Origin of the sequence: Candidatus Nitrosopumilus sp. (genome assembly GCF_965263415.1) — an archaeon.
Taxonomy (GTDB): Archaea; Thermoproteota; Nitrososphaeria; order Nitrososphaerales; family Nitrosopumilaceae; genus Nitrosopumilus.
Window position 1 is genome coordinate 609160 of sequence record NZ_OZ253671.1, and the last position, 21531, is coordinate 630690.

General features: G+C 33.2%; 31 protein-coding genes and 1 pseudogene. 19 read left to right on the forward strand and 13 right to left on the reverse strand.

Annotated features, from left to right (window positions below):
* The first annotated feature begins 1 nt into the window (after nt 1).
* From ribH to ACQY22_RS04210, 7 genes are all read left to right on the forward strand, one after another.
* Nucleotides 2-418 carry a 6,7-dimethyl-8-ribityllumazine synthase gene (gene ribH / locus ACQY22_RS04180; RefSeq protein WP_428325278.1) on the forward strand — a complete coding sequence of 139 codons (417 nt, stop codon included), beginning with the start codon at nt 2-4 and terminating at the stop codon, nt 416-418.
* Complete coding sequence (locus tag ACQY22_RS04185) at nt 415-1167, forward strand: GTP cyclohydrolase IIa (RefSeq protein WP_428325279.1); 753 nt, start codon at nt 415-417, stop codon at nt 1165-1167. Before ribH ends, ACQY22_RS04185 begins: the two co-directional genes overlap by 4 nt.
* Nucleotides 1161-2351 (forward strand): amidohydrolase family protein, encoded by a 1191-nt coding sequence (locus ACQY22_RS04190; protein WP_428325280.1) that lies wholly within the window; start codon nt 1161-1163, stop codon nt 2349-2351. The genes ACQY22_RS04185 and ACQY22_RS04190 overlap by 7 nt, the downstream gene beginning before the upstream one ends.
* Nucleotides 2338-2994 carry a 2,5-diamino-6-(ribosylamino)-4(3H)-pyrimidinone 5'-phosphate reductase gene (locus ACQY22_RS04195; RefSeq protein ID WP_428325281.1) on the forward strand — a complete coding sequence of 219 codons (657 nt, stop codon included), beginning with the start codon at nt 2338-2340 and terminating at the stop codon, nt 2992-2994. The genes ACQY22_RS04190 and ACQY22_RS04195 overlap by 14 nt, the downstream gene beginning before the upstream one ends.
* Nucleotides 2995-3030: 36 nt before the next feature.
* Nucleotides 3031-3285: a hypothetical protein gene (locus tag ACQY22_RS04200; RefSeq protein WP_428325282.1), complete on the forward strand. Its 255-nt coding sequence runs from the start codon at nt 3031-3033 to the stop codon at nt 3283-3285.
* Nucleotides 3286-3378: 93 nt separating this feature from the next.
* The gene (locus ACQY22_RS04205) at nt 3379-3936 is read left to right on the forward strand and encodes a hemerythrin domain-containing protein (protein ID WP_428325283.1); all 558 of its coding nucleotides are present in this window, start codon (nt 3379-3381) and stop codon (nt 3934-3936) included.
* 2 nt (nt 3937-3938) lie between these two features.
* Nucleotides 3939-4250 carry a hypothetical protein gene (locus ACQY22_RS04210; protein WP_428325284.1) on the forward strand — a complete coding sequence of 104 codons (312 nt, stop codon included), beginning with the start codon at nt 3939-3941 and terminating at the stop codon, nt 4248-4250.
* Between the two features lie 141 nt (nt 4251-4391).
* On the opposite strand, the gene ACQY22_RS04215 is transcribed toward ACQY22_RS04210, so the two are convergent.
* From ACQY22_RS04215 to ACQY22_RS04235, 5 genes are all read right to left on the reverse strand, one after another.
* Complete coding sequence (locus ACQY22_RS04215; RefSeq protein WP_428325519.1) at nt 4392-5783, reverse strand: NAD-dependent succinate-semialdehyde dehydrogenase; 1392 nt, start codon at nt 5781-5783, stop codon at nt 4392-4394.
* Nucleotides 5784-5849: 66 nt separating this feature from the next.
* Complete coding sequence (locus ACQY22_RS04220; protein WP_016939412.1) at nt 5850-6365, reverse strand: transcription factor; 516 nt, start codon at nt 6363-6365, stop codon at nt 5850-5852.
* Nucleotides 6366-6391: 26 nt separating this feature from the next.
* Entirely contained in the window at nt 6392-6925 is a 534-nt protein-coding gene (locus tag ACQY22_RS04225) for a tRNA (cytidine(56)-2'-O)-methyltransferase (protein WP_428325285.1), read from the reverse strand.
* Nucleotides 6915-8030: a GTPase HflX gene (gene hflX / locus ACQY22_RS04230; RefSeq protein WP_428325286.1), complete on the reverse strand. Its 1116-nt coding sequence runs from the start codon at nt 8028-8030 to the stop codon at nt 6915-6917. The genes ACQY22_RS04225 and hflX overlap by 11 nt, the downstream gene beginning before the upstream one ends.
* Before the next feature lie 55 nt (nt 8031-8085).
* A complete protein-coding gene (locus ACQY22_RS04235) occupies nt 8086-9132 on the reverse strand; it encodes a PhoU domain-containing protein (RefSeq protein WP_428325287.1) in 1047 nt (348 codons plus the stop codon).
* A gap of 90 nt (nt 9133-9222) precedes the next feature.
* On the opposite strand from ACQY22_RS04235, the gene ACQY22_RS04240 reads away from it, so the two are divergent.
* The 10 genes from ACQY22_RS04240 to ACQY22_RS04285 all read left to right on the forward strand — a co-directional run bounded on the left by ACQY22_RS04240 (nt 9223) and on the right by ACQY22_RS04285 (nt 15264).
* The gene (locus ACQY22_RS04240; protein WP_428325288.1) at nt 9223-9696 is read left to right on the forward strand and encodes a PUA domain-containing protein; all 474 of its coding nucleotides are present in this window, start codon (nt 9223-9225) and stop codon (nt 9694-9696) included.
* The gene (locus tag ACQY22_RS04245; RefSeq protein WP_014963974.1) at nt 9693-10034 is read left to right on the forward strand and encodes a nascent polypeptide-associated complex protein; all 342 of its coding nucleotides are present in this window, start codon (nt 9693-9695) and stop codon (nt 10032-10034) included. Before ACQY22_RS04240 ends, ACQY22_RS04245 begins: the two co-directional genes overlap by 4 nt.
* Before the next feature lie 68 nt (nt 10035-10102).
* Nucleotides 10103-10429: a hypothetical protein gene (locus ACQY22_RS04250; RefSeq protein WP_428325289.1), complete on the forward strand. Its 327-nt coding sequence runs from the start codon at nt 10103-10105 to the stop codon at nt 10427-10429.
* 213 nt (nt 10430-10642) lie between these two features.
* Nucleotides 10643-11113 carry a hypothetical protein gene (locus tag ACQY22_RS04255; RefSeq protein ID WP_428325290.1) on the forward strand — a complete coding sequence of 157 codons (471 nt, stop codon included), beginning with the start codon at nt 10643-10645 and terminating at the stop codon, nt 11111-11113.
* A gap of 311 nt (nt 11114-11424) precedes the next feature.
* On the forward strand, nt 11425-11871 hold the full coding sequence (locus ACQY22_RS04260; protein ID WP_428325291.1) for a hypothetical protein: 447 nt from the start codon (nt 11425-11427) through the stop codon (nt 11869-11871).
* A gap of 17 nt (nt 11872-11888) precedes the next feature.
* Complete coding sequence (locus tag ACQY22_RS04265) at nt 11889-12230, forward strand: proteasome assembly chaperone 4 (RefSeq protein WP_428325292.1); 342 nt, start codon at nt 11889-11891, stop codon at nt 12228-12230.
* Nucleotides 12223-13554: a UbiD family decarboxylase gene (locus tag ACQY22_RS04270; RefSeq protein ID WP_428325293.1), complete on the forward strand. Its 1332-nt coding sequence runs from the start codon at nt 12223-12225 to the stop codon at nt 13552-13554. Before ACQY22_RS04265 ends, ACQY22_RS04270 begins: the two co-directional genes overlap by 8 nt.
* A gap of 54 nt (nt 13555-13608) precedes the next feature.
* Nucleotides 13609-14091 carry an acyl-CoA thioesterase gene (locus tag ACQY22_RS04275; protein ID WP_428325294.1) on the forward strand — a complete coding sequence of 161 codons (483 nt, stop codon included), beginning with the start codon at nt 13609-13611 and terminating at the stop codon, nt 14089-14091.
* A gap of 52 nt (nt 14092-14143) precedes the next feature.
* Nucleotides 14144-14557 carry a hypothetical protein gene (locus ACQY22_RS04280; protein WP_428325295.1) on the forward strand — a complete coding sequence of 138 codons (414 nt, stop codon included), beginning with the start codon at nt 14144-14146 and terminating at the stop codon, nt 14555-14557.
* A 41-nt stretch (nt 14558-14598) separates the two neighbouring features.
* A complete protein-coding gene (locus ACQY22_RS04285) occupies nt 14599-15264 on the forward strand; it encodes a hypothetical protein (RefSeq protein WP_428325296.1) in 666 nt (221 codons plus the stop codon).
* A gap of 1 nt (nt 15265) precedes the next feature.
* Here ACQY22_RS04285 and ACQY22_RS04290 read toward each other — a convergent pair whose 3' ends face one another.
* Both ACQY22_RS04290 and ACQY22_RS04295 read right to left on the reverse strand, forming a co-directional pair.
* Entirely contained in the window at nt 15266-15949 is a 684-nt protein-coding gene (locus ACQY22_RS04290; protein WP_428325297.1) for a hypothetical protein, read from the reverse strand.
* Nucleotides 15946-16329: a hypothetical protein gene (locus ACQY22_RS04295; RefSeq protein ID WP_428325298.1), complete on the reverse strand. Its 384-nt coding sequence runs from the start codon at nt 16327-16329 to the stop codon at nt 15946-15948. The genes ACQY22_RS04290 and ACQY22_RS04295 overlap by 4 nt, the downstream gene beginning before the upstream one ends.
* A 1463-nt stretch (nt 16330-17792) precedes the next feature.
* On the opposite strand from ACQY22_RS04295, the gene ACQY22_RS04300 reads away from it, so the two are divergent.
* Nucleotides 17793-17939, forward strand: coding sequence for a DUF5679 domain-containing protein (locus tag ACQY22_RS04300; RefSeq protein ID WP_428325520.1), 147 nt, complete (start codon nt 17793-17795; stop codon nt 17937-17939).
* 11 nt (nt 17940-17950) lie between these two features.
* Here the strand turns inward: ACQY22_RS04300 and ACQY22_RS04305 are convergent, their stop codons facing one another.
* A complete protein-coding gene (locus ACQY22_RS04305; RefSeq protein ID WP_428325299.1) occupies nt 17951-18445 on the reverse strand; it encodes a hypothetical protein in 495 nt (164 codons plus the stop codon).
* Between the two features lie 70 nt (nt 18446-18515).
* The gene (locus ACQY22_RS04310; RefSeq protein ID WP_428325300.1) at nt 18516-18674 is read right to left on the reverse strand and encodes a hypothetical protein; all 159 of its coding nucleotides are present in this window, start codon (nt 18672-18674) and stop codon (nt 18516-18518) included.
* 90 nt (nt 18675-18764) lie between these two features.
* Between ACQY22_RS04310 and ACQY22_RS04315 the strand changes: the two genes are divergently transcribed.
* Complete coding sequence (locus ACQY22_RS04315; protein WP_428325301.1) at nt 18765-18974, forward strand: hypothetical protein; 210 nt, start codon at nt 18765-18767, stop codon at nt 18972-18974.
* Here the strand turns inward: ACQY22_RS04315 and cyoE are convergent.
* The 4 genes and pseudogenes from cyoE to asd form a co-directional block, all read right to left on the reverse strand.
* Nucleotides 18969-19898 (reverse strand): heme o synthase, encoded by a 930-nt coding sequence (gene cyoE, locus ACQY22_RS04320; protein ID WP_428325302.1) that lies wholly within the window; start codon nt 19896-19898, stop codon nt 18969-18971. The genes ACQY22_RS04315 and cyoE overlap by 6 nt on opposite strands.
* A gap of 2 nt (nt 19899-19900) precedes the next feature.
* The gene (locus tag ACQY22_RS04325) at nt 19901-20239 is read right to left on the reverse strand and encodes an Lrp/AsnC family transcriptional regulator (protein WP_428325303.1); all 339 of its coding nucleotides are present in this window, start codon (nt 20237-20239) and stop codon (nt 19901-19903) included.
* 36 nt (nt 20240-20275) lie between these two features.
* A pseudogene (locus ACQY22_RS04330) lies at nt 20276-20344 on the reverse strand (Lrp/AsnC family transcriptional regulator); the annotation flags it as partial.
* A gap of 94 nt (nt 20345-20438) precedes the next feature.
* Nucleotides 20439-21515, reverse strand: coding sequence for an aspartate-semialdehyde dehydrogenase (gene asd, locus ACQY22_RS04335; protein ID WP_428325304.1), 1077 nt, complete (start codon nt 21513-21515; stop codon nt 20439-20441).
* Between the last annotated feature and the right edge of the window lie 16 nt (nt 21516-21531).

Here is a 21531-nt window from a genome sequence, read left to right on the forward strand (position 1 = left end):
TTTGAATATTGCTATAGTAGTTTCGGAATTCAATGACGAAGTGACATCTAGGATGCTTTCAGTAGCACAAGAAAAGGCTGATTCATTGAAATTAAAAATAACTCATACTTGTTCTGTTCCCGGTGCATATGATATGCCCATAATAGTTGATTCCTTATTGCAAAAAAATGACGTTGATGCGGTAGTAACTTTGGGTGCAATTATCAAGGGACAAACCAAACATGATGAAGTTATTTCCCATGCTGCTGCCCAGGCACTTACTGATTTATCCATAAAACACCAAAAACCTGTATCTCTGGGAATATCTGGTCCTGGAATGCAAGAAAGACATGCTCATGCTAGAATTAGACCTGTAGCTGAACGTGCTGTAGAGGCAGTAGTAAAAATTTCATCAGAACTAAAAAGGATTCAAAAATGATTCAACTAAGTATTTTGAAAATAACAGGTTATGGTCCATGGACTTTGACTTTGGGAAGTGACAGAGAACATGAATTACAAATGCTTCAAGCATCACTATACAAACAACTCCAAAAATTATTCTCTGAGAAAAATTGCCTTGTTTTTCTAAACAGGGCTGACGAATTTTTTGTTGTCTCAAATGGCGTTGGATTAAATGAGCATATTGAAATCCAAAAAACACTGGAAAAATCTTTTGAAGTGAATCTCACAATTTCAATTGGTTTTGCCGAATCACCATTTGAAGCAAATTTGAAAGCATATGAAGGAAGGAAAAATGAAGTTGTTTTAGATAAACAATACAATATTTTTGGATTTGTTAATGGTACATCTGACTCTAAAGTCACTGTCATGCATTTGGATGTTGATGATCTTACATCCAAAAGAACAACAAATTCCCCATATGAAATTTCATCTTTAATCTTTCAATTATATTCAAAAATGTCAAAATATTTTCTGGAAAAAAATTCGCTCACATTTTTTATGGGGGGTGATAATTTTATGGTAGTTGCAAGTGATGATGGAAAAAAATCCGTACAAGATTTCATCAACATGATAAAAAATGATGATAAAATTTTTCTAAATTGTGGTATTGGTAATGCTCCTACATGTAGAGATGCTGTAAAATTAGCCACAAAATCACTTGACACAATTCGTGAAATTCGAGATTCAGGAAAAGAAAAGCCTGAAGTTTATGAATTATCATGTTAATCAAAAATATCAGCCTCCTTTTAGGAAAAGAATTAGAATTTGTTTCAAAAACAAATGTACAAATTCAAAATGGTAGGTTCAAACGAATTCAACCTAACATTAAACCAAGTGGCAAAGAAGACTCTGTTGACTGTGAAGGTCTTTTGTTGATTCCAGGATTTATCAACGCACATACTCACATAGGTGATTCAATTGGAAAAGACGTTACTCTGGAAAGTTCTGTTGACAAAAAAATACATCCTGTTTTTGGAGCAAAATCAAAAATTCTAAAAAATACTCCTCCTGAAAATCTGTCCAATTTTATGAAAAATACTTGTCACTCTATGATTAGGAAAGGAATAACCACTTTTGTTGATTTTAGAGAAGGAGGTCTAGATGGTGTTATCTTATTGAAAAAAACATTATCTGAAATTCCTATCCGATCAATTATTTTGGGCAGAGTTGATTTCTACCAAAATTCTGCTGAGATTAAAAAAAACCTGCCAATTTCTAAAGAAAAAGCCCAGGAACTACCTACAATTCTTCAAAAATGTGATGGCATTGGAGTCAGTGGTGCAAATGAGAACAGTAATTCTGTTTTGAATCATTATTCAAAAACATCCAAGATTAGGGCAATTCATTCTGCTGAAACCAAACAAAGTGTTTCAAAATCTAAAAAAATGACTGGAAAATCTGAAACAATTAGAGCATTATCTCTAAAACCTCATTTTCTTGTTCATATGACTCATGCATCAAAAAGTGATCTTCATGTAGCTGCAAAAAAAATTCGGGGAATAGTAGTTTGTCCAAGGGCAAATTCTTCTTTGGCTGAAGGAATTCCTGATATTACTATGATGCAACAGGCAGGTTGTACGCTTGGATTAGGTACAGATAATGTTATGATAAACTCTCCTGACATGTTCAGAGAAATGGATTATCTTTGGAAAGTTACAATGGGTATTCATAAAAAAAGAATCAATCCTAAAGAAATTTTGAAAATGGCTACCGTAAATGGTGGGAAAATTCTAAAAAAAGACATTGGAGTTATTGAAACTAAAAAAATTGCTGATTGTGTGTTTCTTAACAAGCATGCATTAGATTTAGAACCAATGCATGAACCTTATGCTTCTATTGTACATAGAGCATCTGAATCGGCAATACAAGCAGTAATGATTGGAGGTAAAATTGTTCATGGAAAAATCTAGACCACATGTTATTCTAAGTGGAGCAATATCTGTTGATGGAAAAATTGCAACTAAAACAAACGATTCAAAACTTTCATCGCAAAAAGATATTCAAAGACTTCATAAATTACGTTCAAACGTAGATGCAATTCTTGTTGGAAAAAATACTGTATTACGTGACAATCCTCTACTAACTGTTCGTCATGTTAAAGGAAAAAATCCTATTAGAATTGTTTTAGATTCAAAAGGAACTATTTCAAAAACATCAAAAATCCTGCAATCAAGTAATAAAGTTCCAACCATAATTGCGGTATCTAAAAAAATTACTAAAAAAAATCTTGAAAAACTAGAAAAATTTCCTGTCGAAATAATCAGTGTTGGTAATGATGCTGTTAATCTAAAACCATTGTTGAAAAAATTATCAAAAAAGAAAATCAAAACAATATTGGTTGAAGGTGGGGGAACAGTAAATTGGGAATTTGTAAAACAAGAACTCTTTGATGAAATAATACTAACTCTATCTCCATTCTTAATTGGTGGAGAGGATTCTGTTTCTTATCTACGTGGTACTGGATTTAACAGAATTTACAATTCCCCTAATCTTAGACTCAAATCAGTAAAGAGGCTCAAAAATCATCTAGTTTTGCATTACGTAAAGCTCTAAGTTCTTATACTTTATTTCAAATACAACTACAAGAAATTGGCAGTAAAAAAGAAAACAACCAAAAGAAAAACTACCACAAAAAAGAAGGCTGCACCAAAGAAAAAGGCTGCACCAAAAAAGAAAGCAACAAAATCAAAAGCAAAGAAACCAGCATTTGGTGGATATGCCATTAGTTTTGCAGGTCGTAATGAAACTGCTGAACAAATATTTGGTAAAAAACCAATTGCTCCAAGTGAAATGACCAAAAAGATTTGGGCATTTGTAAAATCAAAAGGCCTTTCTAATCGTTAAACCCATCTGTTAACGATGAATCGTTAACATTTTCTATCTTTTAATTATTTTAAAAAAATAAGATATAGATACTGGAAATAATGTGAATTCATTATGTCAACTGCATCATTAAGACGTGATCATGAATTAATTGAAAAAGTTGTTAAAGCAATGGATGCAACTATTCAATTACTAAACGAAAATAAAAAAATCCCAGAGTCAATCTTACTTCCTGTTATTGATTTTTCAAAAAACTTTACAGATGTTTGTCATCACAGTAAAGAAGAAAACTCTTTGTTCCCAGCATTAGAGCAAGCTGGATTGCCAAAAAATATGGGACCTATTGCAATGATGTTAATAGATCATGAACGTTCTAGGGAGATTGCAACAAACATGGAATCTTCTGCAAAAGAATATCTTTCTTCAGGAGAATCTTCAAAATTAATTTCTGATATGAAACAATATGTGGAGCACATTACTGAACATCTTTGGAAAGAAAATAATCGATTGTTTATGATGGCAGAAGCTCGATTGCAATATGTTGCACAGAAGGTTGATGGGGAATTAAATGAAATTGAAGCTTCAAAACTCAAAGATTTAGGAAAATCTAGGCAACATTATGAAGATCTTGCTGAAAATCTTACCAGAGATGTTGCTGAACAAGGAAAATAGGCTTGGTTGACAGTATATTTGGTCAAGTAGTTGCTGTACGAAAATTTGCAAATGGCGATATTGAGTTAGATTTCTATCATGATGATATAGTAACTGAATATAGATATTCATCTGACCCAAGTAGATTAGGAAACTTTCCAAAAGAATTAACTGAAACTTTGGCCTCTACATTATCTACTGATATCTGCATTGAAATTTTCTTTGGAGATGATGGAACTCCTACACATGTAGAATTAGAGGAATGTGATGATGAAGAAAACAACGAAGAAGATGATGAAGAATTTGACGAGGACTTTGTTCCAGAGGAATCATGAACTCTGAATGTATCTCAAAGCTCAAGGCGTTCCCAAGATCTCTTTGATCTTCACTCAATAACACGTCATCAAGTGTCCTCGTCACCATATAATACGCTAAAATTATACTTAAAGGATGCTCATAATTTCAACTATGAAAAATTATTCTACGTAATGATGATGTGTCAAATTATCATAAAATCTAACTGATTTTAGATTTACAAATTCTAACATTCCATATCTCGATAACTCTCTTCCAAACCCACTGTGTTTTATTCCACCAAATGGAATTCTTGGGTCTGAAATTACTACATTGTTTACGCTAACAATTCCCGATTCAATTCTTCTTGACATTTTATCTGCTTTGGCAAGATCTTTTGTCCAAATACTTGCACCTAATCCAAATTCGCTATCGTTTGCCATCTTGATTGCATCACTTTCATTTTCAACAATTGTTATTGGTGCAACTGGTCCAAATGTTTCTTCTTTTGCAATCCTCATATCTGATGTGATGTTTGTTAGAATTGTTGGTTTGTAGAAATACCCGTTTCCATCCATCTCTTCTCCTCCTAGGAGTACTTCGGCACCTTTTGCCTTTGCATCCTCGACAATTCCAGAAATTGTTTCTAACCCATCTTTGCTTGATAATGGTCCGATATCTGTATCAATTGACATTGGATCTCCAACCTTTAACTGGGATGCCTTTTTGATGAATAGTTCAATGAAATCTTCAGCAATATTCTTGCCTACAAAGAATCTTTTTGAGGCGACACAACTTTGTCCACAGTTGATGAATCTTCCCTTTGCTGCACCATCTGCCGCTTTTTCTATGATTGCATCATCTAAAACTATGAAAGGATCACTCCCACCTAATTCTAAAACACATTTTTTTAGATTCATAGCAGCTCTCTCACCAACTTTTGCTCCTGCATTAGTACTTCCGGTAAATGTTACAGCATTAACTTCTGAATCAATAAGATGATTTGCAGAATCTACACTTCCAACTACAGTTGAGAATACTCCTTCAGGTACTCCTGCATCTGCAAATGCTTTTTCAATCTCAATTCCTGACTGCATGGTAACTCTGGATGGTTTCATCACAATTACATTTCCTGCCATCAAACATGGAGCTGCAAATCTTAGAGCTTGCCAATATGGAAAGTTCCATGGCATAATAGAACCAATCACTCCTAGTGGTTCAAATGTTAGAAAACTCTTTCTGGCATCTGTGTTTAGAACTTCGTCAGAAAGAAAACTATCCCCATGATCTGCATAAAATTCTAAAGCCCAAGCACATTTTTCAATTTCACCAATTGATTCTTTTAGTGCCTTTCCCATTTCCATGGTTGCAATTTTTGCCAACTCTGTTTTGTTTTTCTTCAAATGTTCAACTAAATTGTAAATGTAACTTCTACGTTTTTCATAATCTTTTTTCCATTCTGGAAATGCTCTCTTTGCTTTTCTAACTAATTCAAATACTTGTTCTCTATCCATTGCTGAAAATGTAGTGATATCTTCACCTGTTGCAGGATTTGTTGTAGTAATCTGACTCAGGATCTCTCAGAATTATTCCTCTTATTTATTCTAGTAACCTAAAATCCAATATTATTGCTAATTTGATTAGAATATCTGTTGCATATCTTTTTTGATTTCATCAATTTTCTTTTGATATGCTTTTTTAGATTTATCATTCTTTTTTAGATTAAGGACATTTCCACATGAAGGACATTTGAACATCCCTTCAAGTGCGTCTTCAAATGTTACTCTTGGACAATCTTCATTTCCACAGTGATAAAAATCAGATGCATTTTCATAATCTAGTCTTTGTTGTAGTCTCTCTTCGATTTTCTTCTTTTGATTTTCAATGAAATGTTCTACCTCTTCTCTTCGGGTTCTCCACCTGTAGACAAACCATCCTTTCCTTTCATCTTTCACTCTAATTCCTGTGATGAGTGATTTTCCAAAGAGATCATACAGAACCTTTCTTACCATGTTAATTCTGAGTCCTGTAGAACTGGCAATTTCTTCATCAGTTGCATCTTCTGCTTTCAATAATGAACGAGCTACTTTGAGGTATTCGTCTCCTCCAATCATTGAAGCAATTCTAACAAAAGGGTCTTCGTATTTATCTACCAACTCTAATTTCTCCTGATTTTCTATTATTAATCCCTTGTTTCTTTTACCTGTACATTTTTGCCTGTTTTTGTGGGTATGATCTTCCGTTTTGCATTTGGGAATTCTTTTTCAAATTGCTTACCATCTTGAATACGATCTAAAAGAATAGCAAGCGCACTTATCTCAGAATGTGGTTGACTGCCTATTCCTACATTATAATCAGATAATTCGTAAATTTCTCTAGGTACTTTTTCAGCACCTACGATGATTAACAATTTTTCTTCTTTACGAATTTTTTCTTGAACTTCGTTAATTTTTTCACCATACATTGAAAGATGAACTATTTTGAAACCCTCTTCTTTTTTCTTTTTAATAATTGGTTTCCAACTGTCAATGAATTCAATTACAAAATAACCTCCCCACGTTTCGTTAATTTTTCCTAACGTGTCTTTGATTTCTGGATTGACTTCTGTCATGAAAATTGTTTTTGCACCAAATGCTCTTGAGACTAGTGCAACATGAGTTGTAACTCTATCATCTCTTACTAATCTCTGTCCAATACGAACCACTTCAATTTCCAAATGTCTTTTCAACTCCTATTTTTTTTCCAAATTTGTGAGAATCGTAACTCTCTAAAATATCTCGTATCAATTCTTTGAGCTGTTTTACATTTTTGCCTGTTTTTGCAGAAACTGGAATCCATTTTTTATTGTCTACTAGATTTAATGTCTTAATTTTTTCATCAATTTCACTATTTTCTAACAAATCTGATTTGTTTAGCGCATATACCATTCTATCTTTCTCAACTCCTAATTCACTCAATGTTCTCATACAACTTGAAAATTTCTTTTTTAATTCAAATATTGAATCACTAATGTCAATTACCACAATAATGATATCTGTATGACCCAATTCTTCTAGAGTTGATTTGAATGCATCAATCATGTATGCAGGTAATTTGCTGATAAAACCAACAGTATCTGATATCAAAAATGGCTCTTGATTAATTGTAACTCTACGCGTGGTTGTTGACAGTGTTGTAAACAACTCACTGCTTTGGTCTCTTGTCTCACCTGTCATCATGTTAAACAAGGTAGTTTTTCCTGCCGAAGTGTATCCTGCAAGTGAGATTGTCTTGAATCCCATTCTTTTTCTTCCTTGTCTGTGCAGCTCCCTTTGTTTTCCGGCTTTTTCTAATTTTGATCTAACAGTACTCATTCTGTGTTTGATGTCATTATAGTAAACATCAACTTCAAATTTTCCTATTCCCATAAATCCTGGTTGCTCCCCCATACTTGAAAGTCGAACTTTCTCTTTTGCTCTAGCCATTTCATATCTTAGCTGAGCTAACTTTACTTGTAACTTTGATTCTGCACTTGATGCCCTACTTTCAAAAATTTCAAGAATTAGTGCTTCTCTGTCTAAAATCTCCCTATGTAACACTGATGCCAGATTATAATTCTGACTTGGTTTTAGAACCTCATCAAACACGATAACATCGGGTCTAATCTTTTCTGAAATCTCTTCTAGTCTTTCTAAAATTCCACCACTAATGCCGTATTTTGGTTTCTTCAAAAATTTCTGTTTTATTATATGAACTACTTGAAAATCAGCTGCATCACAAAGCCCTTTGGCCTCATTAATCACATCTTCCTTATCATATGTGATTAGAATTGCTGATTTCATTTTGGTTCCATGTTTTTACTATAATTCGAGTTAAAGATTCTAACTGTTCAGTAATCTATGCCACTTTTTTGATTGCTTTTTCTATGTTCATATTTAGTACTATTTCTGCAATATCGCTGGCATATTCAGAAATTCTTCTAATGTTTTCCGCCATTCTTCTGACCCTATAGATCTCTTCATCGTCTTTTAGCGATTTTGAGGCCTCTCTTACTTTTTTCTCAAATTTTACAATCTCACTAGTCTTTTCAATGGTTTTTTCAGCCTGTGTATAATCCTCTTTGAACAAAGCTAGGCAGGCATCATCTAGTGCAGATAAACAGAATTCATTCATGTCTTGTAATTTTTGTAAAATCTCCTTTTTCACTGACTTTTTGAATTCCAAAAGATCTTTTGCAATAAACGCTGCATGATCTCCTGTTCTTTCTATATTTTTTACAACTAGTCTGTATCCCAAACAATTTCTTGGGTTTCTAAATCCCATTTCTTTTAACATATGTTCATTTTGGATTGCTATCTTTAATTGACGAATAATATAGAATCCAAATCTGTCTACTTCATCATCTGTATTGATTACTTCTTGTGCTAAATCCAAATTATTTTCTTTGACAGCTAGTATAGCATCACTAGACATTGATTTTGCCAAGTGAATCATTCTTTTGAATGCGCCATCTACTGATAACTCCAATAAATTTACCAGGACTTGTACTGTAATCCCACTGCTAGAATCTGAAATTATTTCAGACCCCATCAACATTCGCTTAACTGCTTCTTTTACCGTGTTTCTTTGAATTGGACTTAATCTCCCATCTTTTGGTTTTACATTAATTGTCTTAAAGCCCAGAAAATAAAGTGAAATTAATTTTCTTACAATAGAAGATGCTTTTTCTTCAAAATTAATTTCAATTAGTGCTTCTTCTTTTTTCTGACTACGTGCTTCAAATTTTGGAGGATAAAGCTCTAATGTTGATGAACCTTTTCTTACCATTCTAATCTGATCACCTTGTTTTAACGCCAAATCCATGATCCACTGTTTTGGTAGTGAAACTATATACGATGATTTACCTGTAAACTGTATTTTTCTTGTTTCTTCTCTTTCTTCCATAAACTAAATAAAAAAATCCTATCTATATAGTTTTTTGATCTTTTCCTATATCATCACTGAACTAATATTTAGAAGATATGAAGCCAGAATATGGATCATACCCTAAAACTACAATCTTCAATTGACTCCTTATTTGGAAATGGCGTTTCAAAATATCTTCCAAAAGATATTGAAATGACTTTCTCTAGAAAAACTGGTAGAATTAGGACTGTTATGCATAAAGGAAAACTATTGTGCACATTAAGAATAGATGGTGGTCTGGCAATCAGTCCATACTTTGCTCAAATGCTCATGAAGAGCAAAACCTTCAGAGGAAACTGTGTTGAGATAAACAAGGATGCAGCACCATTTGTTCAAGAAGGCAGATCAGTATTTTGTAAACATGTTGTAAAATGTGGAAAAAATGTTAGAATCGCAGCTGACACTCCAGTTTTATTCAAAAATAAAGTGATTGCAGTAGGTAGGGCTGTTTTGTCATATGAGATGATTTCTGATTTTGATAGGGGTGTTGCAATTAAGGTTAGAGATAGTTTAAAAAGTCGTAAAGAGGAAAAAGAACTATGATGCGCGGAGGAAATCGCGAAATGCGAAGAATGATGGACAAGATGGGCTTGGACATGAATGAGATGTCAAATGTTCAAGAAGTTATCATCAAGACTGACAAAAAAGAGATCATCATTTCCAAACCCTCTGTTACTGAAATGAAGGCCAAAGATAATTCCATTTTCACTGTTACTGCAGATAGTTATGAGGAAAGGGAATTGGAAGTTCCTATCTTCTCTGAAGAGGATATTCAACTTGTCAGCCAGCAAGCAGGTGTTGATGAAGAAAAGGCAAAAAGCGCATTAGAAGAAGCAAAAGGCGATCTAGCTAGAGCCATTTTACTGCTAACTACAGGATAATCTCCCATTTTATGCCTAAAAATGAATGATTTAAGTAATGGAATTATAGAAATTCGGATGTAATGAGTATGGCTGAATCTAAAGTTACTGGAATCATCAAATCTCTTAATGTATTAGAAGATGATATTGACTCCTTAAACAGCAAAGTTGGGGACATGAAAAAACAACTCTCAGTAAAGGCCCAAAATGAGATAGATGCTCTTATGGAAAAAACTAGAGAAATGGCTACAAAAGAAGCCGAAGTTATGATTAATACTTCTAAAGAAAAAGCAACTGCAGAATCTGCAAAAATTGCCCAAGAAGGAGAGTCTAAACTATCTGAAATTCAAGCAAAAATTGATGCCAATTTTGATGAAGCAGTAAAGCATGTCGTGTCAACTGTTTTGAAGGCATAATCCTAAATTCTATATTCTGTTTTATCAAATATCGATCCCTTACTTAATTCTCGTATTGGAGTTGCTACTTCCTATGGTAAACCATACTATAGATTTTCAACATATCTAAAAGCTCTCAAATTATCATTTGATTCTATTTTACCTGAAGATATCCAAAACTACTCGGGTCATCTTATACTAACTACTCGCAAAGAGTCTCCAAAGACATGTGAAATGCCAATACTTCATGAGGATATTTTTGAACATCCTCCAACTGTAATTCGTGGAATTATGATGCAAAAACTAAATCTTGATTTTGAAGAAAATGATCTGATTTTAGGAATAGATCCTGGAGAGAGGACAGGTTTGTCTGTATTTTATTATGGAAAAGAAATTGAGAGTTCATTTCATTCCTCTGTTGAAGAATTAGTTGCTCATATTATTCGAGTCCTTGGAGGTCTTAGAGCAAAAAGAAAGATTGTAAAAATTGGAAATGGAAACATGGGAATTGCAAAACAAATTGTAACTATGTTGAATCTCAATTTTTGTTCATCTTTTGAATTGGAATTTGTTGATGAAAGCAAGACTAGTATGAAAATTAAGAATTTCAATCAGAGAGGAAAACGAGATATGTTGTCTGCAAAATACATCTCTCAAAGAGACGGATATAGGCATTCTATATTGCCATTGTCTATGACGGGCTAGTTTTTTCATATTTTACGAATAAACTTTCTATTTATTCAGATCATACTGTATGATTTTCTTCTATTTTCTATATTTTTTTTAGAAAAAACTGAAATTTTTTGTCAAACAACTATATTGACACGTATCATTTTTTCAAAAAAAACGAATTTCAAACAAGCTATACATATTTATTGAAGATTTCTTGTTTTTCGTTGAAACAAATTATTGTGATCGTAAAATTACTTAAAATTTTTACAACTTTTTATGGATTTTTATCTATTTTTCATCGATCCACCCTTATATACCTATGAATTCTATACAATACTACCAAGATGACTTGTAAAGGAATTTGTGTAAGATACAAGGCTCAAAAGCCTGTTGGAACCGGAAGATATGCTTCTGGACAACGTCGATGTCAAATTTGTGAAATATTCATCAAATGGGAAGGACTATGGTGTCCATGCTGTGGCTATAGATTAAGAACTAAACCACGTAATTTGAAATACAAAGCCAAATTGCGTGCAAGAGTTGAAGCTGATGCTGTTGAAGCAAAATCTGTTGAAGTTCAACCAGAAGTTGAAGAGATTGCAGTAACAGCAAAAACTGCAAAATCCAAAACAAAAAAATCAAAAGCTACAAAGACAAAGGAAAAAACTCTATGTGAGTATTGTCAGAAATCTTTTGTTTATCTAGACAAACATCAAAAGAACTGCAAAAAAAATCCAAACAACATGGCTGATGCTTCCCAAGAAAGTGAATCAATAGCAATAAAAGCATAAGACTTGTTCATAGCTTATTGAACTCTCCAAATGGATTTTTCCAAAAATTGGTAAATTTGGAGGGCCGTAACTTTTCTTTATCTATTCAAAAATTTGATAATGGTTATTTTATTTCTGTAGCTGAAGGTTCCAACAAAATTGGCTCCATGGTAGCTTCGATGGCAACTGGACCTACTCCAATCACTACAACAATTATTCCCTCTAGAACCGAATCTCTTTTTCTCAAACTTGTTGCTGAACGAATAAGTACTAGAATGAGAGGCATTGCATTAGTTTCTGCATTTATTCAAAAAGAATTAGAACCAAACACTGCAAAAGACTTAATGTCTGAGATTATGGAGATGATTGAGAATGAGTGATTTAAGAAATTATATCTCTAAAATTAAGAAAAACAAAGAACTCAAAACTGTAAAAACTAAGGTTTCAACAAAATATGAAATTGCAGGCATCACTGCAAAAGTTGACGGTTCACATGCTGTATTGTTTGAAAATATTAAAGAAAGTGATTTTAATTTAGTTGCTAATTTGGTTGGTACTCGAAAAAGATTTGCTCTTGCCGTTGGAGGTACTGAAAATAATATTCATGAAAAGGTTATTTCAGCAATCAAAAAAGCAAAAGCTCCAAAGATTATCTCCTCTGGTAAATTTCAAGAAAATAGCTCAAAAAACCTCCTTTCCATGCCTATTGTTACTCATTTTGAAAAAGAATCAGGTCCTTTTATCACATCTTCAATTGCATATGCAAAGAACCCTGAAACTGGAAAACAAAATTCCTCTTTTCATCGAATGATGCCAATTGACAAAACTCATTTTTCAATACGAATGGTTGAAGGACGTCATTTGCATAGATGTTTTGTTGATGCAAAAGAACATGGTGAAGATCTAAAAATTGCAATAACTGTTGGTGTTCATCCTGCAATTTCTATTGCCGGAGCATATCAAGCAGAATGGGGAAAAGACGAGATTGATATTGCAAACTCTCTGTTGGGTGGAAAATTAACTTTAACAAAACTTCCGTTTACTGGACTAAATGTTCCTTCTGGTTCAGAAATTGTTATGGAAGGAAAAATTCTTCAGGATAAAACCCATCCTGAATGGATGGTAGAAATGCTTCAAACCTATGATCATGAAAGATCCCAACCTGTTTTTGAACTTGAAAATATGTATTTTAGAAACAACCCAATTTTCCATGATGTTTTGTCTGGTTATTCAGAACATAGATTGTTAATGGGCATGCCAATTGAATCAAAATTAAATGGTGAATTGAAAAAAACATTTAGACAAACACAACAGGTGTCTATGACAAATGGTGGATGTAATTGGCTACATGCGGTTGTGCAAATAAAAAAGAAAAATAATTCGGACCCAAAAAAAATTATCAAAAAAACATTTGAATCTCATCGTTCGCTAAAACAAGTTACTGTTGTGGATGAAGATATTGATCCTAATGATGCAGAGGCAGTAGAATATGCTATGGCCACAAGATTCCAGGCAGATAAAGATCTTGTAATCTTGAAAAATGTGCGCGGTTCTAGCCTTGATCCATCAAGTAATCAAAAGAAATTACAAACTGCAAAAATGGGTATTGATGCAACTAGATCCCTTTCAAAGCGTCCTGAGGGATTCGAGTTGGCTAAAATCCCAAAAATTGACAAAATTAAACTCGAAAAATATTTCAAATAACCAAAATCAACTGATTAAATTAAATTTGGATAAATTACAATTGTTTTAGATAACATGTCATCATCAAATCTTAAAGAAAAGAGTCCTGCTGAATCTCATGCTGAAGTTATCGTTAGGATGTTCCCGTCTGATGCAAACCCAGCTGGAAACGTGTTTGGTGGTGAAATTTTAAAACATATTGACATGGTTGCTGGAATTGTTGCTCAAAGGCATTCTCAATCAAATGCCGTTACAGTATCTATGGATAGTGTTAATTTTCTAAAACCTGTTTTTGTTGGAAATGTACTTTCATTAAATGCTAGAATAAACTATGTTCATAATTCTTCTATGGAAATAGAAGTTAGGGCAGAAGCTGAAGATATTGTTACTGGGATTAGAACCACTACTGGAACTGCTTTTGTAACATTTGTTGCACTAGACAAAAATGGCAAACCCATGCATGTTCCAAAACTTTCTTTAAAAACAGACGAAGACCGAGCAAAATTTGAAGAAGGAAAAATCCGAATGGAAAAACGATTGCAAAATCGGCAAAAATAATTTTGTGATTTTCAGGGATCCATTTAAGAATAATGAACTCTATCTTTAGTTAATGTCTGAACAAGAAAAAAATAATGAATGGGATTCATTGTGGCAAGAATACACTAAATCTCTTGAAAATTGGAAATCACTTTTTGAGCAGATTCAAAATGCCAGTAGTGAGATGCAATCTAAATTCAATGAAGTTTGGGAAAAAGCTACTGTTGAATCTAGTAATGAAACCATGAAATTATTTGGTGAAAACTGGCAAAAAGCAATGACTGATGCTGGAATGAATTCTTTCAAAGAATTTAGTGAGAACTGGCAAAGAGCTCTCAATGATAGTAACATGTCTACTTTCAAACAATTTGTTGAAAATTGGCAAAAGAGTCTTAGTTCCTCAGGATTAGAACAGATGAATGCATATGGTGAAATGATGAAAAAATTCACTGAAACTTGGGGCTCTATGTGGCCAAAATCCAAATAAATTTTGAAAGAATAAAAACACCATCTATTCTAAATTTTTTTATGTCCATATCTCAGAATGAGTGTTTTGTTGAATTATCTAGTTTTGATGATTTAGCAAGATATGCTTGTGCATTTAGAGAATATCCTCAGCGAGTCTACTCTCAAGAATTTAACGGAGAGAGAGTTGTTTCATGCAGTATGATTCTTGCTAATACTTTGCTGATTTTTTATACGCCTTTGAAAAAATCTGGACGATACATTTCATATCAAGTAAATAGTGGAAAAGAAATCTGTGACATTGTAGAATCGACAAAAGACATTTCTCATTATGCTCCTGTGGTTCATATGGAATCAGAAATTTCCCCCTTACCTGAAAATAAAAAAGATATTCTAGATCAATTTCATCCAATACCTGTAAAAGATATTGGTAGCTTGGCCAGATTAACGTATGACCCTGAATTTCCTGATGAACAAAATTTAACATTATTTGCTTTACCTAGAAAAAAATCTTGGGTACTTGGTTACATAACTTCTCTAGAAATGGATGATGTGTATTACAATTTCAATTATGTTGAGTTAGATTCTGAACCAACAAAAAATTTCTTAAAATATCAGGGTAATCACGGGAAAAATCCAGAATTCTCTGATACTATCGATCATGGCTTCTCATATTTTCCAATAATTAAAATTAAAAATGAGCACCCTTTGTTTGGATTTTCAGATTAGCTTAATCCCAAGATGTTAATTCTTTAATTTTTTTCCTTGATTCTTCAACTAATCTTATCAAAACAGGAATGTAAATTTCTGCAGCATATGCAACTTCAATTTCAGAAATATCTTCAATATCAATAAACGCTGATGTTGTTATCTGATTTTCATTCACACTAGGTTCATTATTTTTTGTTCTTTTGTAGTTGATTATTTCTAAAAATACTGGTAACTGTCTATTAATCTCAATTTGTAACTCTTCTTTTGAGCGTAATTTTTCATCACTTAAGCCAACCATGATTTGTTGATTAATGTCGTTTTCATATCTGTCTTGAGCTCTGATCATAATTTTTATTTCAGGTAATGTGTCTTCTTTGTTTTTTAATTCACATATTTTTTTAATTACTTTTGGGAATCTGCTTTTGTGTTCCTGATTAATTTTATCTATGTACCATTCTGAAAATTTAATCGCTTTCTCATCATTCTTTTCTTTTGCTTTTTTAAGAAATTTTTCATATGATATTTTCTCTGTTATGAATAATCCAAAATCTCTGTTTGCTTCATCAATAATATCTTCCATTACCATATTTACAGAATCTATGAATTTAGAAAAAAAATGATTTACGTAGAAAGGATCAGGATCGTATTGTTTTATCTGTTTTAGATAAATTCTACAATCATCAATAATTTTTTCAATATTCATTGATCATTGCCAGATTCAGAGTTTGTAAATTTTGATTGTGATTTCAAACTAATTGCTAATTCCTTGAAAATTTCATTTACACTCACATCTACTAGATTTATTGTAGCATTTTCCTTGACTATTTGTTTTTCAAATTTTTCTTTTATTGCAAATGATACTGATGACCAGTGCAAAATTCCTTTCAATTGTTCTTCAACAGTAGCATTAGTTGTTGGGAAATTTGCTGGTGAGAAAACAATACCATTTGTCCATTGCATTGTAGGAATTGCTCCTCCTGAAGATCTAGTACTAAATGCTATTTGCTTTACCCAATCATCAAATTTGTACTCGATTACTTCGTGAATTACTAGTTTTTTCCATGGTTCTACAGAAATTTCCATTTGAATAGTATTTTCTAAAAACCAATTATAATCTTATTTTTTAAGCGTAATACTTAGATCCTTAGATTTAGACTCGCTTATTTACTAGAAACTAAGCACTATTTTTTATAATGGATAAATGGGCTGACTATTTGATTTCTGAAGTCAGTTATGATTCCAAGCATTTGATTTCTATTGCTATTAGACATCAGGATACCGACAAGGGAATTACTAAAGGAATCCCTGTTGACCGCCTAACTATTTCGTCTGACATTAAGAACGGAATTTCTTATATCACAATTTACAGTGGAAAAAACTCCTGGAAAAAAGGACATAGAATCCGTACTTTTTCAATTGGAGGTGAACCATTTTTACGAATTGATGGAAATAAAGTGGAATTAGATTCTCTGGGAGATTTACCTGTTGTAACAAGCGTTGATCTAGATGAACTTGATTTAGCTCCAGAACCTGTTACAGAAGAACCATCTCCAGAACCAGCTCCTCCAAGTCCTAGAGGTTCACTACCAAAAGAATCTGCAGAAGAACTTCCACAAGAACTTGATTTATCTCCAGAACCTGTTACAGAAGAACCAGCTCCAGAACCAGCTCCTCCAAGTCCTAGAGGTTCACTACCAAAAGAATCTGCAGAAGAACTTCCACAAGAACTTGATTTAGCTCCAGAACCTGTTACAGAAGAACCAGCTCCAGAACCAGAAGAAGCTACTCCTGAACAATTAGCAAGATTAGAACAATTAGAGAAACAAATCCAAGAGTTAGAATCTAAACCAGAACCAGCTCCTCCAAGTCCTAGAGGTTCACTACCAAAAGAATCTGCAGAAGAACTTCCACAAGAACTTGATTTATCTCCAGAACCTGTTACAGAAGAACCAGCTCCAGAACCAGAAGAAGCTACTCCTGAACAATTAGCAAGATTAGAACAATTAGAGAAACAAATCCAAGAGTTAGAATCTAAACCAGAACCAGCTCCTCCAAGTCCTAGAGGTTCACTACCAAAAGAATCTGCAGAAGAACTTCCACAAGAACTTGATTTATCTCCAGAACCTGTTACAGAAGAACCAGCTCCAGAACCAGAAGAAGCTACTCCTGAACAATTTGAACAATTAGATGAACTTCAAAAACAAATTGATGAATTAGAAACTAAATTATCTGAAAAACCTGTTCCCGAAATAAAATCTGAGCCTGAAGTTGAGTCTGTAGTTGAGGAAAATACTGAATTTAATGATTTAGAAGAACAAATTGATGAATTAGAAGATGAGTTAACTTCAAAATTGAATCCTTCTGATGAAGCCACAGAAGAACAAATTTCAAGAGTAAAAGAACTAGAAAAAGAAATTGAAAAATTAGAAGCTGCTGATATTGAACATGAAATTATTCAAACATTACAAAAACAAAATAAAAAATTAGATGAGATCGAGAAAAAACTTGAGCAATCTTCTGAGACTTCTCCAAAACCATCTTCTTCTATAGAAGCTTACTGTGTTAAATGTAAAACAAAAAGAAAAATCAAAAATCCTGAAGAAACAATTATGAAAAATGGACGTCCTGCAGTAAAGGGTACATGTTCAATATGTAATTGTAAAGTCTTTCGTATAGGAAAAATGAAAAAATAGCTATTTTAAAACTACATTTGACCTGATTGCCACGCTTGATTGAATCTCTTTATGGCTTCTTGATATGCCATGATTGAATCATCCCCTGATGTTTTGAGGAATTTCTCCCACTGTTCGTTGAATTTCTTAATTGATTCAATGTTGGTTTCTTTGAAAATATTTTCAATCATCTTTGTTTGTTGTTTGATGTATTCAGGACCGATTTCTTCCCAAGTACTTTCCCAACTTGAACTGACTTTTTTTAATAATTCTGCATCTGATTCTACGGCTTTTTGACATGCATCATGATATGTCATTAAAGTTTCATTTGTAGCCTTTTGCCACTGTGCCAAAGATTCCTTCCATCCGTTTAATGCAGAATTGTAGTCTCTCCAAGCTTTCTCAAATTCTGGTTTTTTTGTAGATGATTTTGTGCTTGATTTTGGCTTTGTTGCTTTAGATTTTGGTTTTGAAGTTGTTTTTTTGACTGGTTTCTTCTTTGCTGTGGTTTTTTTCTTTGCAACCATATGGTAGTTTGAAAATAGTAGATGTTAAGTCTTTCAATAATTCTGAAATTTGAAAATATCTAAATTAATCTCATTTGAATTTTGATGCTTTTGTAAAATTAATTGTGTGTTTCTTGTCTTTGTTTTGAAATAATTCAAAATGTTCTTTGCACAGATTCCTTGTTTCTCTAAAACTGATCTGAACTGTTTGAATTGCTTTTGATTTGCATTCTGAAATACTACATTGCATATGTGAAATATTGGTAATTTCCTAATAAAACTTTGAAATTATACTATTACCTGCTACAGATTTTTATCACTGCGTATCCTTTTTCTGATTATGAATGACGATGAGAAAGGAAAACGCTTTCTGGAATTAATTGATGAACAAAATAATGTTCAATGGGGGATTGTTGCAAAACTAACTTCTTTGATTTCATCAAATTGGGATTCTGCTAGTGTGCAAAAAGAACTAGAAGAATTAGTTGAAAAGCACACTTCAATTACAAAAGAACTTAACAGTTTAGATGAAAATAGCAGTATCTTATAGTGCAGAGTCTACCATTAATGCAATAAATAATACTGCCAAATAGGGGCTTGAAAATTTAAACAATGTCCATGATGCTTTTTCCATAGGTTTTACTATTACCCAAATTGATAGTGCAACCATCAAAATACCTGATGCAATTGCAGTCCACAAATACACTCCTCCTACCATCTCTTCTCCTGCTTGCGTTGTTATGAAAAATGGTGCTATTGAAAATAATACCATTACAACAGTTGATCCTGCAATTGCTCTAGCAGATGTTTTTTCTGATTGAACTGCTGTTAACATTGGAACATTTACCTTGTTGTAATCGTCCTTGAAATGCAGTGTTAATGCCCAAATATGCATTGGAATCCAAATGAATACCAATCCTGCCATTGCAAGTCCCATTGTCCATAAATCTGACATTGTAACTGCAACCCATCCAATCATTGGTGGTGAACCTCCACATAATCCTCCTAAAATTATGTTAGTTCTTGAATTTCGTTTTAGTGCATAAGAGTATATCAAAATATTGTTTAGTAATCCAAATGCTATGAATGCAGTAGCCCACAGACCTTGTTCTATTGTGGTTGTAAATGAAATTCCAAATGCTAGTACTAATGAAATTCCAGCTAATGCTAATCCAAAATTACGAGCTTTTACTGCTGGATAGATTCTTTTTGATGGAAGTGGTCTACCTTTTGTTCTCTCCATTATTGCATCGATATCTCTATCATGATAATTTGTCAAAGTGTTAGCTGCAGCAGAACCTGCGGCAACTGAAAATAACATGAGTGCCCATGTAGAAGGTGCAATATCAATTCCGTAAATATTAGATGCCGTTAAAGCGGCTCCAAATGCGGTAAATACCAACAAATACCAAATTTTGGGCTTTGTTAATTCATAATATACTGCAACTCTAGATTCTGTCTTTTGTTTTTGCAATACTAGTCACTATCCTTTGATGGCATATATGGCATTGCTTTGGCACGTGATTTCATCTCAATAAATGATTCTGAAGACTGAATGCCTTCAATCCTTCCAATTCTCTCTGAGACCATTTTGTGCATCTGATCTAATGATTTTGAATACATTGTAACAAGAATATCAAATCTACCAGTAACTTCTGCTACTTCTCTTACTCCATCAATTTTGAATAATTCTGAAATTATGTGATCGCGTTTTTTTGTATCCATGTTAATTCCAGTTAGTGCTTTAACATTGTATCCTAACTCTGCGTCATTTACGACAATCGTAAATCGTTCAATTAGTTTTCTTTTTACCAATCTCTTAATTCTTGAATAGACTACTGATGAATTCACATTGATTTTTTTTGATAAACGTGGAACTGAAATTGATGCATCATTTGATAATTCTGATAAAATCTGCAGATCAAGGTCATCTACTTTTGCCGTCTAAAACACCTGAGTCGTTCTAGATTTCTGGTTCTTATAAAGTTATTATTGAAAAAATTGCAAAAAAAATCTAGATCTTACCTTTTTTGTATAACATTTCAGCTAAGAGTACTGCGCCTTTTGCTGAACCCATTTTCTTGTTATGTGAAAATAGCATGTATTTGAGACCTTTATCAAACAATTCTTCTTTTTCAACTCTACCGATTGTTGTAGTCATTCCGTCGCCAACTTCTCTTTCCATTCTTGGTTGAGGTCTTGTTGGATCTTCATGGAATGCATAGTATTCTTTAGGAGCTGATGGTAATCCTTGAACCGAGATATCTTTGTTGTAACCATTGTAGAGTTCTTTTGCTTTAGATGGATCAATATCTTCCGAAGTTTCAACAAAAACTGATTCAGTATGTCCATCAATTACTGGAACTCTGGTACAAGTACAACTAACTCTAATATCTGCATCCTGAATTTTTCCATCTACAAGTTTTCCAAGAATCTTTCTTGTTTCTAGCCTAACTTTGCCTTCCTCTTTTGGAATATAAGGTAAAATATTATCTGTAATCCCCATGGCAGACACTCCTGATTTTCCACCTCCTGAAATTGCTTGCATTGAAGTCATCATGACCTTTTTTGCACCATATTTTTCAAGTAATGGTTTTAATGTAATTGCTAAACCTGTGGTTGTACAGTTAGGTAATGGTGTTACAAATCCTTTCCAATTACGGTTTTTCTTTTGTGTCTCAATTAATTCAGCTTGTTCATCATTTATACCTGGAATGAGAATTGGAACATCCTCTTCGTATCTATATGCAGAACTAGTTGAAACTACTGGCAGTTCTGCTGCCATTTTGGTTTCAATGTCTCTTGCAGCTTGAGATTCAACTGCTGAAAATACTAAGTCTAATTGTGACGTGTCAAGTTCGTCTATGCTTTTTACCGTCATTTCTTTGATGTAATCTGGGATCTCGCCTCCGACATCCCACATGATAATTCCTCCCTCATTTCTGATGGCATCAAGATAATTCTTACCTGCAGAGCGTTCTGAAGCTGCGATTTGGGTTACTTCAAACCATGGGTGATTATGCAAAGATTGTACAAATTCCTGTCCTACGGAACCTGTAACTCCTATGATTGCAACTCTTTTCTTCTCCATGAATTAATTATTGATC

Bases quoted from the DNA above. Each gene is read 5' to 3' on its own strand.
- ACQY22_RS04190 (WP_428325280.1), top strand. From the start codon at position 1,161: ATGTTAATCAAAAATATCAGCCTCCTTTTAGGAAAAGAATTAGAATTT.
- ACQY22_RS04255 (WP_428325290.1), top strand. From the start codon at position 10,643: ATGCCAATACTTCATGAGGATATTTTTGAACATCCTCCAACTGTAATT.
- ACQY22_RS04310 (WP_428325300.1), bottom strand. From the start codon at position 18,674: ATGCAATGTAGTATTTCAGAATGCAAATCAAAAGCAATTCAAACAGTT.
- ACQY22_RS04235 (WP_428325287.1), bottom strand. From the start codon at position 9,132: ATGGAAGAAAGAGAAGAAACAAGAAAAATACAGTTTACAGGTAAATCA.
- asd (WP_428325304.1), bottom strand. From the start codon at position 21,515: ATGGAGAAGAAAAGAGTTGCAATCATAGGAGTTACAGGTTCCGTAGGA.
- ACQY22_RS04295 (WP_428325298.1), bottom strand. From the start codon at position 16,329: ATGGAAATTTCTGTAGAACCATGGAAAAAACTAGTAATTCACGAAGTA.
- ACQY22_RS04260 (WP_428325291.1), top strand. From the start codon at position 11,425: ATGACTTGTAAAGGAATTTGTGTAAGATACAAGGCTCAAAAGCCTGTT.
- ACQY22_RS04290 (WP_428325297.1), bottom strand. From the start codon at position 15,949: ATGAATATTGAAAAAATTATTGATGATTGTAGAATTTATCTAAAACAG.
- ACQY22_RS04205 (WP_428325283.1), top strand. From the start codon at position 3,379: ATGTCAACTGCATCATTAAGACGTGATCATGAATTAATTGAAAAAGTT.
- ACQY22_RS04280 (WP_428325295.1), top strand. From the start codon at position 14,144: ATGTCTGAACAAGAAAAAAATAATGAATGGGATTCATTGTGGCAAGAA.
- ACQY22_RS04245 (WP_014963974.1), top strand. From the start codon at position 9,693: ATGATGCGCGGAGGAAATCGCGAAATGCGAAGAATGATGGACAAGATG.
- ACQY22_RS04195 (WP_428325281.1), top strand. From the start codon at position 2,338: ATGGAAAAATCTAGACCACATGTTATTCTAAGTGGAGCAATATCTGTT.
- ACQY22_RS04250 (WP_428325289.1), top strand. From the start codon at position 10,103: ATGGCTGAATCTAAAGTTACTGGAATCATCAAATCTCTTAATGTATTA.
- ACQY22_RS04315 (WP_428325301.1), top strand. From the start codon at position 18,765: ATGAATGACGATGAGAAAGGAAAACGCTTTCTGGAATTAATTGATGAA.
- ACQY22_RS04275 (WP_428325294.1), top strand. From the start codon at position 13,609: ATGTCATCATCAAATCTTAAAGAAAAGAGTCCTGCTGAATCTCATGCT.
- ACQY22_RS04270 (WP_428325293.1), top strand. From the start codon at position 12,223: ATGAGTGATTTAAGAAATTATATCTCTAAAATTAAGAAAAACAAAGAA.
- ACQY22_RS04285 (WP_428325296.1), top strand. From the start codon at position 14,599: ATGTCCATATCTCAGAATGAGTGTTTTGTTGAATTATCTAGTTTTGAT.
- ACQY22_RS04305 (WP_428325299.1), bottom strand. From the start codon at position 18,445: ATGGTTGCAAAGAAAAAAACCACAGCAAAGAAGAAACCAGTCAAAAAA.
- ACQY22_RS04185 (WP_428325279.1), top strand. From the start codon at position 415: ATGATTCAACTAAGTATTTTGAAAATAACAGGTTATGGTCCATGGACT.
- hflX (WP_428325286.1), bottom strand. From the start codon at position 8,030: ATGAAATCAGCAATTCTAATCACATATGATAAGGAAGATGTGATTAAT.
- ACQY22_RS04240 (WP_428325288.1), top strand. From the start codon at position 9,223: ATGGATCATACCCTAAAACTACAATCTTCAATTGACTCCTTATTTGGA.